11 protein-coding genes, 1 pseudogene and 1 riboswitch are annotated in these 16,539 nt (G+C 44.1%); of the genes and pseudogenes, 1 reads left to right on the forward strand and 11 read right to left on the reverse strand.

The window, feature by feature from the left end; translation table 11 throughout:
- Positions 1-780 precede the first annotated feature (780 nt).
- The 7 genes and pseudogenes from J2Z28_RS26515 to J2Z28_RS26545 form a co-directional block, all read right to left on the reverse strand.
- Positions 781-2,157 (reverse strand): NCS2 family permease, encoded by a 1,377-nt coding sequence (locus J2Z28_RS26515; RefSeq protein ID WP_076320372.1) that lies wholly within the window; start codon positions 2,155-2,157, stop codon positions 781-783.
- A gap of 171 nt (positions 2,158-2,328) precedes the next feature.
- Positions 2,329-2,428: riboswitch (purine riboswitch) on the reverse strand.
- A 401-nt stretch (positions 2,429-2,829) separates the two neighbouring features.
- Positions 2,830-3,081, reverse strand: coding sequence for a hypothetical protein (locus tag J2Z28_RS26520; protein WP_211085119.1), 252 nt, complete (start codon positions 3,079-3,081; stop codon positions 2,830-2,832).
- Positions 3,082-3,326: 245 nt separating this feature from the next.
- Positions 3,327-3,518 (reverse strand): annotated as a pseudogene (locus J2Z28_RS26525) (GMP synthase (glutamine-hydrolyzing)); the annotation flags it as partial.
- A 143-nt stretch (positions 3,519-3,661) separates the two neighbouring features.
- Positions 3,662-5,245, reverse strand: a complete 1,584-nt coding sequence (locus J2Z28_RS26530; protein WP_211085121.1) for an HNH endonuclease family protein — start codon at positions 5,243-5,245, stop codon at positions 3,662-3,664.
- Between the two features lie 817 nt (positions 5,246-6,062).
- The gene (locus tag J2Z28_RS26535) at positions 6,063-7,865 is read right to left on the reverse strand and encodes a hypothetical protein (RefSeq protein ID WP_211085123.1); all 1,803 of its coding nucleotides are present in this window, start codon (positions 7,863-7,865) and stop codon (positions 6,063-6,065) included.
- Positions 7,866-8,035: 170 nt separating this feature from the next.
- Positions 8,036-8,164, reverse strand: a complete 129-nt coding sequence (locus J2Z28_RS31875) for a restriction endonuclease (RefSeq protein ID WP_211085125.1) — start codon at positions 8,162-8,164, stop codon at positions 8,036-8,038.
- Positions 8,131-8,523, reverse strand: a complete 393-nt coding sequence (locus tag J2Z28_RS26545; RefSeq protein ID WP_211085213.1) for a hypothetical protein — start codon at positions 8,521-8,523, stop codon at positions 8,131-8,133. The genes J2Z28_RS31875 and J2Z28_RS26545 overlap by 34 nt, the downstream gene beginning before the upstream one ends.
- 341 nt (positions 8,524-8,864) lie before the next feature.
- Here J2Z28_RS26545 and J2Z28_RS26550 point away from each other — a divergent pair, with 341 nt between their 5' ends.
- The gene (locus J2Z28_RS26550; protein ID WP_211085126.1) at positions 8,865-9,821 is read left to right on the forward strand and encodes an IS30 family transposase; all 957 of its coding nucleotides are present in this window, start codon (positions 8,865-8,867) and stop codon (positions 9,819-9,821) included.
- A gap of 172 nt (positions 9,822-9,993) precedes the next feature.
- Here the strand turns inward: J2Z28_RS26550 and guaA are convergent, their stop codons facing one another.
- From guaA to J2Z28_RS26570, 4 genes are all read right to left on the reverse strand, one after another.
- Positions 9,994-11,532, reverse strand: a complete 1,539-nt coding sequence (gene guaA, locus J2Z28_RS26555) for a glutamine-hydrolyzing GMP synthase (RefSeq protein WP_211085128.1) — start codon at positions 11,530-11,532, stop codon at positions 9,994-9,996.
- A gap of 383 nt (positions 11,533-11,915) precedes the next feature.
- The gene (locus tag J2Z28_RS26560; RefSeq protein ID WP_211085130.1) at positions 11,916-14,279 is read right to left on the reverse strand and encodes a transglutaminase-like domain-containing protein; all 2,364 of its coding nucleotides are present in this window, start codon (positions 14,277-14,279) and stop codon (positions 11,916-11,918) included.
- Positions 14,266-15,537: a DUF58 domain-containing protein gene (locus tag J2Z28_RS26565; protein ID WP_211085132.1), complete on the reverse strand. Its 1,272-nt coding sequence runs from the start codon at positions 15,535-15,537 to the stop codon at positions 14,266-14,268. Before J2Z28_RS26565 ends, J2Z28_RS26560 begins: the two co-directional genes overlap by 14 nt.
- Positions 15,534-16,523 carry an AAA family ATPase gene (locus tag J2Z28_RS26570; protein ID WP_211085134.1) on the reverse strand — a complete coding sequence of 330 codons (990 nt, stop codon included), beginning with the start codon at positions 16,521-16,523 and terminating at the stop codon, positions 15,534-15,536. Before J2Z28_RS26570 ends, J2Z28_RS26565 begins: the two co-directional genes overlap by 4 nt.
- Positions 16,524-16,539 lie beyond the last annotated feature (16 nt).

The following is a 16,539-nucleotide window of genomic DNA, read 5'->3' on the forward strand; positions in this document are numbered from 1 at the left end:
TCTCCAATAAAGTATTGAAAAGAGCGATATGCTCATTTTGAATCTGACGAGATTAAAAATCTCATTTGTGCTCCAGTCGATTCAAGCCAAGGCTTGTCTCCAACTTTCGCGTTCATTCTGCAAGCAGAATGTTTACTCACTCGTTGTTCAGTTTTCAAAGATCAAACTTGTTTCGTTACCGAATGTCGTTCTCTTCAGCAACTCTTATATAATATCATGTCCGAACCAACTTTGCAAGTCCTTTTTTTAAGTTTCTTTCGAAGCTTATTTCATTCGCTTGCCGCACCGTGTATTTCGTGTTTTTTTGGCCGGAAATAGAATATACCATGTACAGTTATGGAACGCAAGTCTTTTTTTGATAAACATTAAATTCTTATAAAATGAGCACCCTGTAGACCTTTTAACAAGTATCTCCTTATAGCCGGCTAAATGATACATCTGCGCACTAACTTTATTGATCGCAGTAATTGACTCACATACGCAAAAGGTTTCCCGTATGATCCCTAATCATTATAGAGAAACTCATGTTGTATACAGTACAGACTCATCACGTTATAGAAACTTATTAACCGATGATTTCATTGGATAAACAACCAACAAATCATAGATCATTATATTCTTTCCTTCTATATAGAAGGAAAACATTTTTAAAATTCATTTTTCCCAAGAAAAGAATACAAAAAAAGCGAAAGCTCAGGGGCTAATCCCGTGGCTTCCGCTTCTTTCATTTATAAGATAACAAACGTATCTCAGATAATTCTTCGTTACACCTAACGAACCCTACTCCCCGCCAATAAATACGTATCGGCAAACTACAATGAGCGCCAAGATCCACATAAGCCAGTGAATTTTCACTTTACGCTCTGTAACCAAGTTACTGAACACCGCCAGAATCACATAAGATACGATACCTGCGGAGATCCCGTTTGCGATTCCACCTGTGAAAGGCATCAATACAATGGTAAGGAATGCAGGGAAAGCTTGCAGGAAATCATCCCACTCAATGCTGCGCACTTGACTCATCATAAGTACACCCACGATGATCAATGCCGGAGCCGTCGCAGCGGATGGAACAACAAGTGCAAGCGGAGCGATAAACAGGGCCAAAATGAACAACAAACCTGTCGTCACCGAAGTCAGTCCTGTACGTCCACCTGCCTCAACGCCTGAAGCACTTTCAACGTATGCCGTAATGGTACTTGTACCTAGTGCAGCACCTGCGCTGACACCAACTGCATCGACGAGCATCGCTTTACCGATCGTTTTCTCGCCTTTTTTCTTATCCTTCATAATCCCCATACGCGTTGCAGTACCTACCATCGTACCAAACGTGTCGAACAATTCAACGAAGGTAAAGATGAAGATGATCTCGAACAATCCGAGACTGATGGCACCTTTCAAATCCAGCTGTCCAACCGCCAGATCACTGAAGTTAGGCAACCAGCTTGCGCCTGAAAGACCACTCAGATTCGTAACTCCCATCGGAATACCAATCAGCGTTGTTGCTACGATCCCGATCAGCAGAGCGCCTTTGACGCGCATAACCATCAGAATAGCAATAAGGAGCAAACCAATCAGGGCCAGCAATGCATCGTGATGTGTTATAAAGTTGCCCAATGACAAGTTAAAACTGCTACCCGGAATCGGCTGACTCAGATCTGCGTCTGGTGCAACATTAACTGTTACAGCCACGAGATTAGCAAGTTTGAAACCAATAATAGTAATAAAGAGACCGATACCAACCGTAATGGCCATTTTGATTGACTGCGGAACTGCAACAAGCAGCATTTGCCGAATCTTCGTCACGGTCAAAATAATGAACACGATACCGGAAAGGAATACCGCTCCGAGAGCTGCTTGCCAAGTAATCGCTCCATTCGAACTTAGAACAACAGTCATGAAGTACGCATTAAGCCCCATACCTGGTGCAAGTGCGATCGGAATATTCACGAACAATCCCATAATAATAGTCATTAATCCGGCGCCGACGGCTGTTGCAAAGAATACTGCATTATCCGACATCCCCGCACCGGCTTGTCCCAAGAACAACGTATTTACAAAAAGAATGTAAGCCATTGTCATAAACGTAGTGAGACCCGCAACAATCTCCGTTCTAACGTTTGTTCCGTTTTCTTTTAATTTAAAGAAACGATCCATAATTATTAACTCCCCCTTAGAGATGTTGAAGCCATATTGAAAAACGACAAATGACCCTGATGAAGATTCTTCACCCAGGGTTCAGCTGACAAGGAGTGGCATGATGCCTTTACTAAGAACAAAAAAAATTCTAATGTGCGTGATGTCCCCGCAATCATGTAGAATTCATGTGCTTAGCCTTCTCCTCTTCGTAGCTAGATCATTAGGGTGATCTCGTAGAGACTCCCGGGCCAATCCCCAGGATTATACGAATAAGTATGCGCTATTTGTTTGTTTCCCATCACTATTTTAGGAGGACAGTATGTTTTTGTCAATGAGAAAAACGAATATTAATCTCACCCTTTTGTAATATCGTTCGTATTATTTAACAGATTGAACCAGTTCAGCGGTTTACAACCCAATTGTATGCGCTTTTTTCGGTGAAATCTCAAGGGGATATGTTCATTCTGTCAGACTGAAAGTTCCGCAGGTTAACATAAAAAGCTAGCCTGATTAAAGGGCGAGAAGCGCTCTAATCAGACTAGCTTATGTTTCTGATGCGTTTTAGCAATCAGGTGAATGATGATCTAGGAATAACGATATCTCGTATTCCGAAAGCTTATACTCATTAGGTATATGGAGCAATTTGCGACATGTTCCGGAGCTGTTTTTACCGGATCAGTCCTATGCTAATTATATCTCTGTCTGCGGAGCATCCTGTATCTCTTGTTGTTCCTGATTCGTGTTTGTTGTTAAGTCAGAGGATAACTCCTGGTTTCTGGTCTGATCGGAAGAAGCATCCGCTGCCTCTAAATTCACAAATGGAAAGTCCCCCGAACCGGAAGCCAGATCTTGCATACCTGAACCGCATCCTGCCAGCATCACCATCAGAAACGCACTTCCAATGCCCATCTTCCATTTGCTCATATAGTCGGTTTTACGCATACATTCAATTCTCCCTTCAGTAGCCATATAGCTCTTAGTATGAACTTATTGTACAGGCCGGACCTGAATGGATCATGAAGTGAACTTTAAAATGGGATTAATTTTGAGAGTTTATTATTTGTAAAAAAGTACCCCAACAAAAATTTGATCACAATATTATTCTTATAAAAAAAACGCCCCTTTATTTGCGAAATACCGCAGATAAAAGAGCATTATTTTATAATCTATCCTTAAGAGTCTATACCCTATTCCCACTCGATCGTTGCAGGTGGTTTGGATGTTACGTCGTAGACGATACGGTTTACGTTATCAACTTCGTTAACGATCCGTACGGAGATTTTCTCCAGCACATCCCAAGGGATACGTGCCCAGTCAGCTGTCATACCGTCGATGGATGTTACAGCACGGATACCTACTGTGTAGGAATACGTACGCTCAATAAAGTAAATTACTATTCAATTATTACGTTGTTTTTGTATGTTAATTGTAGCTGGTGAAATCATTGATTTCAACTACTTATAGGTTTTACTCGTTACTCTTGGTGGAGCAGGAAGCCTACCATTACTTCTCCAGGTCATTATTAGTTTTTAAATATACTATTACAATATGGATGAGCAAGTTGTCCATTATCAGCAACACCTAATCCCCCATCTCGTACTCTGATTTTATGGTCAAATGAACTCGCTTTGGGTTGAATTAGAGAGTTACAGATTTTACATTTAACAGTACTTGACAATGTTTCCTTAATAAATATGGAGTTCTTAGTGTTTTTTGTAAAACAACTACCTATTTTTTGACTGAGCTCATGGTTTGGTTTAAGAAAGTTAAATTCAGAAGATGTTAGCAAGTAACTTAAAACATCGTCAACTGAATAACCAGCAGATAGGCTATTGAAGATTTCTATATAGAAATTTTTCATGTGTTCTACGCTTCGTGTTTGACTTCCAAATTTCAATACGATTTGTTCAATGAAATAATTATAATTGATTAAAAACTCTTCAAAAACTTCTCTAACCTTAATAAAGTCATTTAGCAATCCACCTTTATCCAAATACAACATAAACGAAGTAACGGACATAAATGTTGTTGGCTGATATCTCCCAGTTTTATGATTATAGAAGTAAACTGCAGGATGTAGTCCAAGTGAGGATGTACTATTACTATTTATTCTTTTAAAAGTTTTAATGCAATTTTTCAGAACATCTACTGTTTTAAACCCTTCTAAATCCTCTAATAATTTCAAATCCTCTTGGATTTCATCTCTTGGGAAGTAGTGATCTATAATGATTTGCACAGTTTCAAAAAGCAGATGTAAACTTGGTTGAGCATAATTATTACCAGCGACAGGTAATTGGTCTAATGATCTTATATGAGCTTGTAGAGGTGGGGTATAGAGCAATAAAAATGCTTCTTCACCAAGTGTTTCTATTTCATTTTGTACAATATTGTCAAAGTTCCCCCAATATTTGAAACCTGTTCCACCTCTCAGTATTGCTCTCATTGCAATTGTTGCAGGAGTTTTTCTTGTCTTCAGGATCACTAATTCGGGGTCACTAATAGTCACAGACTTCTTGTTGATTCTTATAAATGATTGTTCAGCCTTTCTTGCATCTCCACGTACCCATTGAAATTCAAATCCTCTTGATGCCATTCGTTTAGCGCGGAGATATACGTCTGGTTTAATACCAGAGTTATTTTTTGCTGATAATGCACGCTTGTAATCAGAATATGGTCCAATTTTTTTATTTATATATTTGCGAGCCTTCTCAGCTAATTCCCTCTGTCTAATAGGTATTGAATCATCATAAAATTGCTTTGAGATCGGACCATCTCCATAGTCATCGTTTACCCAAGCAACAAAAGCACTTAAGCGGTGTGCTCCGTCAAGGATAAAGACTTTGCCACTTGGGCTTCTCCATAATATAATCGCAGGGATTAAATCTTCGTCTAAAAAATTTTCAATTAGTCCACAAATGGTCTCTTTATTCCACTTGACTGTTTCTCTCTGAAAATCTGGTTTTCGATATGTAGCCAAAAACCATCCATCTACTTCCATATCCATGACTCTAATTGTGAAGTTACTGCCTCCACGATCATCCTCAGTGAATTCAACGATTTCAAAATCATCTTTTGTTATCATTGCATCTAAATTAACACCGCTCACCAGGAACCCACCTTTATCTCAATTAAATTAACCCTAGCACATGTTGAATATATTAAACATGTGAAGATGTTGGACAGTATTCCTTAAGGTTACTCTATTGGTTGTAGTTAGCTACTTCAATATTAAATAATCCTTTTCTCTTTGAAAAATTGCCCTATTTAATGTAGGCCTCTTCCCTCTAGTCAGATCTTGAATTCTTCACAGGATGTGTCTCTGCATCATACAACTTTATAGCTTGCATGATTTTCTTCTCATGACTTACAGGTCTAAGCTTGCCCTAGTTGCCTAAAACCAGTTTAAGTAAGTTCTATAATGATATTCGTTCACATTAAGAGAGACACGCAAGCCTCCCAAATAGAGCCTTTCTATCTGCAATTGTAGAATTCTTCCTCGTGCGGCTGGTGTACTTACCCTGCTCATTTGACTAGAAACCACCTCCCACCCTAATCACCTCGAATTCTAAAAAAACAACAAAGAGCCCTCACATGGAGGACTATCTACTCACTTTACATTTTGTTATCTACCTCAACAACGCTGGTTGAGTTTACACCTCATAAAGTGGTATTAACCACTTTACGTGCCTTTTGTGTTGATTGTTTTCTCCCACAACTCAACTGACTCGTTTACGTTCTACCCGCACCAGCTACTTTACCAAGCACCCACGAAGGAGCGTTCCCACACCCTCATTCAGCCTCGAGTAGCTCTAACATCATCTAGCTCTAAACCACCTTCCAGTGTTTTCAAACACGCTTCAAAAGCCTCTTCCATGACTCTTTAAAATTCGGATTCTCGGAGTAAGAGTACACACGATGTTAGGTTATTTCCATGTCATTGTGTTTATAAATGTTTCTATTGATTCTACTAGTTTTGCATAAGGAACAACTGGGTAATCTACTCCTGTTATTACCGACGAAATCGTAAGTTCTCTTGTTACTATAACTCCAACTGGTTCATGCCTGTTAATACCGTTTGGATTTTCACCCAAATATTGTAATACTGAATCCCAATTTTCCTGAACCGCTTCTATGTTTTGTGCCATTTTCCCACTAAATTTTTTTCTTATGCGTTGAATTTCATTTCCCAGCGATTTTGGCGTGAACTTCATGTCTAGATTTTTACATTCTAGGATAAATAGCTGTTGATTATATAACATAACTACATCAAGTTCTCGTGGTAAGAATACAAATCCTTCCCCTCCAAACTCGGGTATTTTCTGTGGGATTGATGGCACTACAGCTGGAGAAAGGTGTACCTTCAGTTGCTCCGCTACTTTTTTCTCAAATTCTGTATCTACTTTCTTGTACACATTTTGTAATTCGTCATCTAGTGGCTTTAAATCAACACCACCATTTAATATATCTAGATAAGTTCCACTTACAGAAAAAATAAAAATAGAAACTGGACAAATGAAAATATTCTCACCAATTGGTATTAAGCATTTTCTCAAAGGTCTAGCCTTTGAACCAATATTATAGTTAGTTTTTGAAGCAGCGTCTCTTATGAACATATTCAGGAAAGTTTCTTTAACTTCTATTCCAATAGAATAGTTTATTAACTTTTGGAAATACTCATTGCTTCCAACTAAAAATAGATCAGTTTTAGGATAAAAATTAAAGAGTGATTCTCCGAACTGAGCTATTTGCTTGTGGGTAATACCAAAGTATTTAAGACATAGCTGATCAAAATCTTGTTCAGAAGATTCATATAAATCTCCTACTCCATTTGGTGAAGGAAATAACTCAAAAAAAAGACTATTGAAGTTTTCATACTGGGTAATAGAATCTTCTTCTCTGATTACTTCGATATTGCCTTTACTATCACAATAAATTTTGTTCAATGAAAGAATCTTTTCGTTTGCTTCATCTCGCATATGAAGTACCTGATAAATGGCTCTTGCATATTGAAGTAATCGTTCCACGTCTAAAGCACTGTTTTGAACTGGAAAATCATTTGCACATTGATGGTCTGAAACAATTTCAATAGCTAACTGCAAGGCTTGTTTATCACTCGCTATTAATTCCTCAAATTCTCTATATATTATCCTGAACTTTCTATCATTAGTTACTGAAAGTAAAGAAAAGGTTTCTATCAGGGCATTACCAACTTCATGATTATTTTGTCCTTGAAAAAGAGCTTTATTATTATAGTCGTTTCTAAACCAATTTATTGTGGTAATAGACAAATATGTGTTTTGTTCAAGCATTGTCATTAATGAAACTAAGTAACCTTTAGAATTAAATTTAATGTGGTTCTTCAGATCGTCAATTAATAGCCCCACAACGTTACCGCAAAGCAAATTTATCTCATTTCTACCAGTAAACTCTCCACCTTCATATCCAAGGCGCAATACTGCTTCTGCAATTAAGTTATCATGTTCTATTCTGTTTATTCCTTTCATCAAATCCCAATTTACTGCTATTATTTTTCCACCAGATTTAATAGCGGTTCTTTGTGCTAACCAAATTTCTATATCCTTCAAATAGCATTGTACACTTTCCAGCCCATGTTTGTTGATTAGTGCTATGGCCTTATTACAAGAATCACAAGTTAGCCTTTGCTCTTCAGTTAAGTGCTTAGGCGTAAACTCACCATATGCAATAGTACATTTGTTACACGCCACAAAAAGTCTCCTTTATTTATTGATTAGTTTCTTCACATACTTTTCAGCCTTGTAATCTTTTTTACCTCATGAAGTTCTGCACTATTTGCCTCATTCCATGACTGCAATATCATCCTTGGCTCTGCTTCAATCTTATCCTTCACGCCCGAATATCATCTTTCTTAAATAAATCAATCATTACTTATCAAATCATTACGATCTCGCAGCTTCACATGGTTTATACCAGCTAGTGTCTCACAAGGCTCCGTGAACTTGGCTGTAGCGATTAGAATAGCTCTCTTAGCTTTGTAGTACCGCATGTATGAGAACTTCTGATCAGAACTGACACCCACAGGATTGCCAACGTGATACGCTTTGCTAGTACAACATTCCTGACACCTTCGCTATCAGTGAAAATCACATTTGCTTCGAAATCGCCGCTCCCTAGAATCATGTAGACTCCTGAATAGCTAAGCGCTCTATAAACAGTCTGTAAAGATACATCTCGAAAACCAGAACCATCTTCTATTTTGCCTATTTCATTCATAGTAGTAGCTTTTAATGCATAATTCTTTTCAGTAAAAATCGCTGTTCTCTTTTGTTTAGGCCGAAAACTCAAAACTAACAGCCCAGGCACAACAACCACTCCAACTACTGATGCAAATAAAACATAGACCATTAGAGCTACTTCCATTATCGACTAGTAAAATTATACCGTATTTCTTCTGGAAATAAATCAATTGCACCCTCTATAAGTTTAAGCCAAGCGTCTTACCATAATACCCGCCTGTGAACCTCTCCCACTTGCGTAGTCGAAACATACAAAGTTCTACATATTTCTCTACTCTGCCTAAGATTTCTTGATTTAATTTAAAACTTTCAATCAGTTCCATAATTTTAGTCATGACGGATTGTAATATGAAGTGCGACACCTACTGGAAATAAATAAAAAATGGCCCATGGCCGGATTCGTGTAGAATGAAGTCACCACAACACCATTCACACAAGGAGAATCCAACCATGAGCTACAGACATCTTAGCATAATCGAACGTAGCAAGCTAGAAGTCCTCCACAGACAAGGTAGAAGCTCAAGAGCCATTGCGAAAGAACTGGGCAGGCATCCATCGACGATTTGTCGTGAGTTAGATCGGGTGACTTCATCACATCCTTATCAGGCAGAACAAGCTCAGAATGCTTATGAGGAGCGTCGTAAGGCTTCAGTCTCTCCCGGGAATTGGTCCGATGCCTTGGCTGCTTCACTGGAGGAAAAATTGGAGGCAACGTGGTCTCCGGAACAAATCACCGAACGTTTCCGCATCGAAGGGCAGGATGCAGTCTCTTTCAAAACCATCTATCGCTGGATCTATGCAGGGCGCCTGGTTCGAGGCGTATTACAGGTTCTTCGGCATAAGGGGAAGCGTCAGAAACCCGCAGAAACGCGCGGTAAATTCGCTATTGGAAGGACTATTTCAGATCGCCCAAAAGAAGTCCGTTCCCGCGAAACATTTGGGCACTGGGAGCTGGATACCGTTGTATCGGGTCGTGGGAAAAGTAAAGGCTGTGTAGCTACGTTGATTGAACGCAAGACACGTTTATATACCGCTGTTCTCATGCCCGATCGCACCGCTTTGTCGATGGAGATTGCGCTCGGTGTAGCGATCTCACAGTATCCCACGGGAACCTTCCTCACAGCCACGGCTGACCGAGGCAAGGAGTTTGCATGCTATGCCCATCTGGAAACCACCCATAACCTACACGTTTATTTCGCTGATCCGTATTCATCCTGGCAACGTGGTTCCAACGAGAATGCGAATGGATTACTTCGAGAGTTTTTCCCTAAAGGTACCGATCTCGCAAGGGTTAATGATGATGATCTCGCCCATTCACTCGATCTAATAAATCACAGACCACGAAAATGCTTAGGTTGGAAGACCCCTCACGAATCTTTCGCAGAAGAACTGTCGCACTTGATTTGACAATCCGTCTCATAAAAAAAACTCCCTTCTATTTGCGAAACAACGCAGATAAAAGAGAGTAATTTTTTGCACTCTATTGTTGAAGGTGTATACGTACTGTCCACGCAGCTAACGCCACAACCCCTGATGTTTCAAGGCTTCAAAGCGATTAACGGCATTAAGAGTCTATACCCTATTCCCACTCGATCGTTGCAGGTGGTTTGGAAGTTACGTCATAGACGATACGGTTTACGTTATCAACTTCGTTAACGATCCGTACGGAGATTTTCTCCAGCACATCCCAAGGGATACGTGCCCAGTCCGCGGTCATACCGTCGATGGATGTTACAGCACGGATACCTACTGTGTAGGAATACGTACGCGCATCACCCATAACGCCGACACTCTTCATGTTCGGCAGGGCTGTGAAGTACTGCCAGATTTCGCGGTCGAGACCGGCTTTGGCAATCTCTTCACGCAGGATGTAGTCGGAATCACGAACAATTTTGAGTTTCTCTTCGGTAACCTCACCAAGAACACGGATCGCAAGACCCGGACCAGGGAACGGCTGACGGTGTACAATTTCGTCCGGCAAGCCACACTCGGTACCGACTTTACGTACTTCATCTTTGAACAACGTGCTCAGTGGCTCGATCAGTTTGAAGTTCATGTCCTCAGGCAGACCGCCCACGTTGTGGTGGGATTTGATGGTCTGTGCAGTCGCTGTACCACTTTCTACGATGTCCGTATACAGTGTACCTTGCGCCAGGAATGCAAAATCATCGAACTGCTTGGACTCTTCGTCAAATACGTAAATAAACTCATTACCGATGATTTTACGTTTTTGTTCTGGATCATCCACGCCAGCCAGTTTGGACATGAAGCGCTCTTGTGCATCAATTTTGACAACTTTCATGTCGAATTTGCCGACAAACGTCTCCATTACACTTTCTGCTTCGCCTTTGCGCAGCAGACCGTGGTCGATAAACATACATGTCAGTTGATCACCAATGGCTTTGTTAAGCAATGCAGCTACAACGGAAGAATCTACACCGCCGCTAAGCGCACACAGTACTTTACTGTCGCCCACTTTTTCACGAATGTCTTTGATGGTGTCATCGATGAATGTCTCCATCGTCCAGTTGCCTTCGCAACCACAGATTTCGAACAGGAAGTTACGAATCATATCGTTACCGCGAACAGAGTGACGTACCTCCGGATGGAACTGAACAGCATACAATTTACGCTCATCGTCACTCATGGCAGCGATTGGCGCACTTTCCGTGCCTGCATCCAGTTTGAAACCTGGAGGAAGTGTAACCACGTGGTCACCGTGACTCATCCATACCGTATGTTCGCCTTCAATGCCTTTTGTCAATGTAGATCCAGCAGCAAACTCAAGGTCTGCTTTACCGTACTCTCGCTTCTCGGAACGTTCTACTTTACCTTCGAGCTGCTGGGCCATAAGCTGCATTCCGTAGCAGATACCAAAGATTGGCAAGCCCAGGTCATAGACACCTGGGTCCACGTGTGGAGCATTCTCAGCGTATACGCTGGACGGACCACCCGAAAATACGATTCCTTTTGGTGCTATTTCTGCGATCTTTTCCGCCGGTGTATTATACGGCAAAAGCTCGCTGTATACGCCAAGATCCCGGATTCTTCTGGCGATTAACTGGTTGTATTGACCCCCGAAGTCAAGGACAACTACAATTTCATTCTGTTTATTCATAACCGTGCCTCCCTCAATTCAATGAAACTAATTATACGCAACGACAAAACATACCGTCAAGGAAAGGCGAAACTCCTTTTTTCGACATATCAAAACAGGATTACCAAATGCCTCTAAATATGAAATTTCGAATAGAAAAGCTTGCAGCAAGATGCTGGTTCAAGTGTATGATCGTGGAAAGACGCCTCGTTCGCAACTCAGCGCGAAAGGCGTCTTATGTATGGCATGCAGCGATGAACCAAACGCTGCGTTTGAAAACAGTGCGCCAGCCAATGGCGATCTTCATCTGCCCACAAGTGGCCAAGCTCTATTGGAAAGCTAAAGCGAAAGCGATGTATGGCAGCTGCTTCGCATCTTTGGTGTAACGTTGTAACATCCTTGTGTTACAACGCCTGCAACCGCCGGGCCAGCCGAAGTGCCCGGCGCAGGAAGTCCAGACTGTCCGCGCGCAGCGGACGGTCTGGCCCGTACAGCAGCCGTTCCCAGTCGGCTGCAAACCGCGCGATGTCCGCGCCGTCCGCGCCTGCGGCCAAAGCCGGTGACGCTGCATATTCACGCAGCGTAGTACCCGGCGGCCGCGGGCCGTACCGGCGCGCGAGCGCGGCCCAGACCGGAGCGGCGGCACCCAGCAGCCGCTCGCGGTCTGGAAAGCTGCTGCGTGGCCACGCCAGCAGCAGCCTAATCCGCAGTGCGGGGCGTAGCCGCCGCATGCGGACCAGAGCAGCGGCGCCCAGCAGGGCCGCTGCCACAAGGGCTGCCGCGAGCCATGGCTCCGCGGCAATGGCCCGTGCGCGGGCGAACAGCCATGCGCCCGCGTAACCCACTCCGCCGCTCGTATACGGCGGAGTCTCCGCAACAGGCTGCGCCCCGGCGAGCGCTGCGACACCTTCGCCCGCGCCTTGCGCCATTGTGAAGCCCGGCGTAGCCTCGAACGGCATCCAGCCTGCACCCGGAAAATATACCTCTACCCAGGAATGTGCATCTCCTTGGGATATTAGGTACTGACCGGGTACATCTGGGTCAGCTAATCCAGGCCCAAAGCCTTTAACCCAGCGTGCTGGGATTCCCTCTGCACGAAGTAACACAATCATGGCTGTGGAGAAATGATTGCAGTACCCCTGCCGGGTAACGAATAGAAAATCGTCCACAAAATCTGTTCCTCGCGGTGGCATACGGGTATCCAGTGTATACTCGGCATGAGCAGCCAGATAAATTTTGACGGCTTGCACTGCGTCATACCGAGTCTCACTGCCTTGAATGATCTCCTTGGCGAGCGTCTGCACTCGACCAGGGAGTGATGTAGGCAATTGCAGATAGGTCCTCCGGATGGCTGCCGGATCTTTCCCTTTATTCGTTTCCCCAAGCAGACGTAACTGTTCAGGTGATGCAACAGGAACCATGACGTCTGCCGAATAATTTTTAACTATCTTATCGTCCCCTGAGCTCGAGAGCCACAGTGTTGCCGAATCGCGATTAGACAGCAAAGAAAACATGTTTTCCTGATTATCCTTGTTCTTATCCTGGAACGACACGTTGACCGGTATGCCCCCGGTAAAGAGTGGATTTGGCCCTTTCCACTCTCGCTGCATCGTAACGGTTTGGCGAATGCGACTCCAATAGGTTGGATTCTCCCATCCATCTGTGCGTAGCATTCCGGACGGACTGTTCGTTTCGAAGCTTTGACCCGGATCACTCCAAGTACTACCGTTATAATATGAACGGGTCTCCCCTCGCCAATACGTCACTTTTGGACTCTTTGCTATAAAAAAGATGGAGTTCCCCTGCACCAACGGTGCTCCCATAGGCGCGTCCGCTGTGCTATATCCCGTGACTGCCGTTGCAGCGGGGATACTACTGTGCTGAGTATACCCTGCCCAGCGAGCTAGGCGTTCACCCATCTGCTCCAAAGATATGCGTTCCGGTTGAGGAATGGAAGCAAACTGGCCAGGTAACGCGGAGAGAAGCACCATACCTGCGGAAGCAACAATAGTTACTGCACTCCAACGGCCATAGGGGCTGCCGCGATAACTCGGAGTCGTGACTCCTCCATTGAGACGTAGTAGCTGAAGCAGAGCCTGAATAAGAAAAGTCCATAGGACAGACCGTATTACGGAAGCATACACATCCAGCCCTGCAAAGGATTCAAGCAAAAGCAAATAGAGCAGCGTTGCACTGCCAAACAACATAACGCTTCGACGTAACAATACGAGGGATTGCACAGAAGCCATGAGCATACTCCAGCCGCACATCATGAACAAACCTCTCGTTTCTGTACTAATCGAGTGGAATCGCCAGTTATTTATAAACGTGTCCATATCCACTGAAAGTATCCCCGGGTATGCAACGGCCCAACGGACAGGATCACTTCCTCCGTACATCAGACATAGCGCAGTGAGTGCAATGAATAATCGGATCAGTACTCCGGTGATCCATCCTGTACGAATTAACCCCGCGAGCAACAATGTACCCGTTAATCCCGCCATTACGGACAAGAACCGTTCACTGCCCTGCTGATCTGATGATGTAACCGGATATATCCACTCCAGAGACAGTATAAGTAAAATGGCCGAAATAACAATTTTGTACAGGACAGGTACGCTCACATATCCCTCATCCTTTATATCCGTTACAGAATTCTGGTTCACAGCTTTATATACGGAATGGGCCGATTCTATTCTCGTACGGTCCATTGACTCTAAGTCGACCACAGTGGAATTTGGTTGCTGGTTACCATTACGCTCCCACATCCGTTACCCCCACCTTTCCCAATGAAGATAACGCAACGTCTGTAACCGCATGGATCGGCACCCCGCTGTGACGAAGCCGCTCCAAGCTTAAGCTGTCATATCCCAATCCATTCATCAATCTATCCGTTGATCCTAATTGGTTTTGGTTCTGGTCCGCTTCAGTCAATTGCACCTCTACACGATAACCCGACCCGATTGCAGTTATGATCCATTCGGCCAGAACCGGGTCCATCTTGCCTGTGAGAACCACAATTCGCGACCCGCTCGTCAGTCCATCCAGCATCTCCGTTCGAAGCGAAACAGAGCCTGATTGTGTTTTGGATATTCGTGCCTCCGCTAACTTGTCCAGTCCATGATTCTCATCATCTGCATGAAACGGCCCATGTTGCCATTGATCTTGTGCATCATAGCTCTTATCGCCGCCTTCCATCCACAGATGATAAGGAATGTCCTCCCGTTCAGCAGTATGAATCCAGCGGGCAGCTGCACGAACCACTCGTTCAAAAGCAGGTGAATCCATGATCTCCCGCTGTTTTACGTCATAACCCGACGCGCCTTCATACACAAGGATGCCGAGCGAAGCCAGATCCGTGGTATCAGGCAGAAAGGTCTGAAGTTGTCCCGTTTTGGCTGTACTTTTCCAATGAACTCGTCCCAATGGGTCACCCTGCTGATATTCACGGAACTCAGGGCTACGGTTACCCTGACTATTTCTTCGCTCCGACAGAGTCCCTTCGATCATCGCTGCGAATTCTACCGAGTCCCCCTTCCCCCAAGCCGTTGCTTGAGGAACAACAATCAGGGGTGTACCTCCTGCGGTCTCTGCGGAGAGGGTATTCCAGCCAAACATATCACCCCAATACAATCTGCCCGTATCCCATCTGTAGACTCCTCGACGTAACCCAGAACATTCATATTGATAGGAAAATTGTCGCCGTGTTCCCGGGAAAATCAATTTGCGATGAACACCTGCAGGTGTGTTCTCACACAGAACGATCCATAACAATGGAATACGGCAATTGAATTCCAGTTCGACCAGAACCCGTACCTGCTCGCCTGCCTCAATCCGGTTCGTATGTATTTTCCGACGGATGTGAATACGCCGTGGTCCGAACCAATGGAGAAGCAGACCTCCTGTGAACATCAAGAAAGCCATAACGGATAGAAACAACGCCGCTTTGCCCCCATGCCACTTATACAAGGAAGCAAAAGCCACCACCAAGACAGCACTCACAATCCGTTGTCCCAGCGCAGTCATTGCCTCCGTCCCCTTCCCTGTGATGCCATCTGTACAGGTACCGGGACCGATGACAATGCTTCTTCAATGACTTGTACTTGCCCCCAAACCTCCGCTCTGTTCTGGGCCTTCAATTGAATACGGTGGGAAAGGACAGGCACAGCTACCTCTTTCACATCATCCGGAATGACATAACTGCGCCCTTGAAGATAGGCAAATGACTGCGCCGCAGCCATCCAGGCCAGTGTTCCACGCGGACTGATGCCCAATCTGACCGCCGGAAGGCTACGAGAAGCTACTGCAACGGCCACCAGATACTGTTTGACGACCGGATCAACATGTACCTGTTTGACTTCACGCTGCATGGCTACGACCTCTTCAGCAAGCAGGACAGGGCGAAGTTCATCAAGCGCTTCTCTACCTTGCATGCGGGTTAACAATTCCAATTCCTGTTCCGGATCGGGATACCCCAGTCCAATTCTCATGATAAATCGATCCAGCTGTGCTTCAGGTAGACGGTACGTACCCTCGAACTGTAACGGATTCTGTGTCGCCAGCAGAAAGAACGGGCGTGGCAAGGCATAGGTTGTGCCATCAACCGTAATACGTCGTTCCTCCATTGCCTCCAGCAGGGCAGACTGAGTGCGTGGTGAAGCGCGATTTATTTCATCAGCCAAGACAACGTTGGACATGACGGGTCCGGGCCGAAACTTGAATTCAGCTGAAAGTGGATGATAGATTGAAGTCCCTGTAACATCTGCCGGCATGACATCGGACGTGAATTGAATCCGGCCCATAGAGCAGTCCAGTGCAGAAGCAACGGCACGAACCAGCATCGTTTTCCCGGTACCCGGCACATCTTCCAGAAGTACATGACCTCCACTGAGCATTGCAGTGAGGACATAACGAATCTCTGTTTTTTTGCCAACAATCACACTCTCAACACGCTTCATGACCCTGTTTAACAATTCAACAGCATGTTCATGTTCCATTCGGATATAAGACATTTCTCCTGATCTCCTT

The organism is Paenibacillus xylanexedens, assembly GCF_017874615.1.
Classification (GTDB): domain Bacteria; phylum Bacillota; class Bacilli; order Paenibacillales; family Paenibacillaceae; genus Paenibacillus; species Paenibacillus xylanexedens.

What these genes read in the sequence shown, in the direction of transcription:
- J2Z28_RS26515 (WP_076320372.1), bottom strand. Translation starts at nt 2,157, where the DNA reads ATGGATCGTTTCTTTAAATTAAAAGAAAACGGAACAAACGTTAGAACG.
- J2Z28_RS26520 (WP_211085119.1), bottom strand. Translation starts at nt 3,081, where the DNA reads ATGCGTAAAACCGACTATATGAGCAAATGGAAGATGGGCATTGGAAGT.
- J2Z28_RS31875 (WP_211085125.1), bottom strand. Translation starts at nt 8,164, where the DNA reads ATGCGGTACTACAAAGCTAAGAGAGCTATTCTAATCGCTACAGCCAAG.
- J2Z28_RS26545 (WP_211085213.1), bottom strand. Translation starts at nt 8,523, where the DNA reads ATGGTCTATGTTTTATTTGCATCAGTAGTTGGAGTGGTTGTTGTGCCT.
- J2Z28_RS26550 (WP_211085126.1), top strand. Translation starts at nt 8,865, where the DNA reads ATGAGCTACAGACATCTTAGCATAATCGAACGTAGCAAGCTAGAAGTC.
- guaA (WP_211085128.1), bottom strand. Translation starts at nt 11,532, where the DNA reads ATGAATAAACAGAATGAAATTGTAGTTGTCCTTGACTTCGGGGGTCAA.
- J2Z28_RS26560 (WP_211085130.1), bottom strand. Translation starts at nt 14,279, where the DNA reads ATGTGGGAGCGTAATGGTAACCAGCAACCAAATTCCACTGTGGTCGAC.
- J2Z28_RS26565 (WP_211085132.1), bottom strand. Translation starts at nt 15,537, where the DNA reads ATGACTGCGCTGGGACAACGGATTGTGAGTGCTGTCTTGGTGGTGGCT.
- J2Z28_RS26570 (WP_211085134.1), bottom strand. Translation starts at nt 16,523, where the DNA reads ATGTCTTATATCCGAATGGAACATGAACATGCTGTTGAATTGTTAAAC.